1 protein-coding gene is annotated in these 580 nt (G+C 27.6%); it reads left to right on the forward strand.

What is annotated here, in order from left to right:
- The coding region (locus E1I18_RS03635) for an IS1634 family transposase (RefSeq protein WP_170218553.1) at positions 1–580 on the forward strand (580 nt) is incomplete at both ends.

Here is a 580-nt window from a genome sequence, read left to right on the forward strand (position 1 = left end):
ATGATATTGAATCTAAAAAAGATACATTTTATAGTCTTCTTGATGTTCTATATGAAAATGAGATTGAAATAGTCAAAAATTTAAATAATAAAATTGCAGAAATGACTTCAAGAAATAAGAATTTGGTTTATTTTGACGCAACAACTGTATATTTTGAGACATTTTCAAGAGATGGATTAAGAACACCAGGTTTTTCAAAAGATGGTAAGTTCAAAGAAGATCAAGTTGTTGTAGGTATGGCAACTGATAGTAATGGAATCCCGATTTATCTAAAAGTTTTCCGTGGTAATACTGCAGATGGTAATACGTTAATCCCTTTTATTCTTCATTTGCGAGAAAAATTTACAATAAAGTCAATGACTGTTATTGCTGATAAAGGAATGTCTACGAACAAAAATATTAGATTTTTAGAAAGTATTGGAATTGATTATATCTTTGCACAAAGACTAAAATCAACTTCTAAATCATTTAAAGATTTTGTATTTGATTCACAAGGCTATACTAAAACTGAAAATGGTATCAAATATAAGGAATTAGAGTTTCAATCACTCTGAAAAGGTTCGCGATTTAATGATAATTT

The organism is Mycoplasmopsis mucosicanis (assembly GCF_006546935.1).
Lineage (GTDB): Bacteria > Bacillota_I > Bacilli_A > Mycoplasmatales > Metamycoplasmataceae > Mycoplasmopsis > Mycoplasmopsis mucosicanis.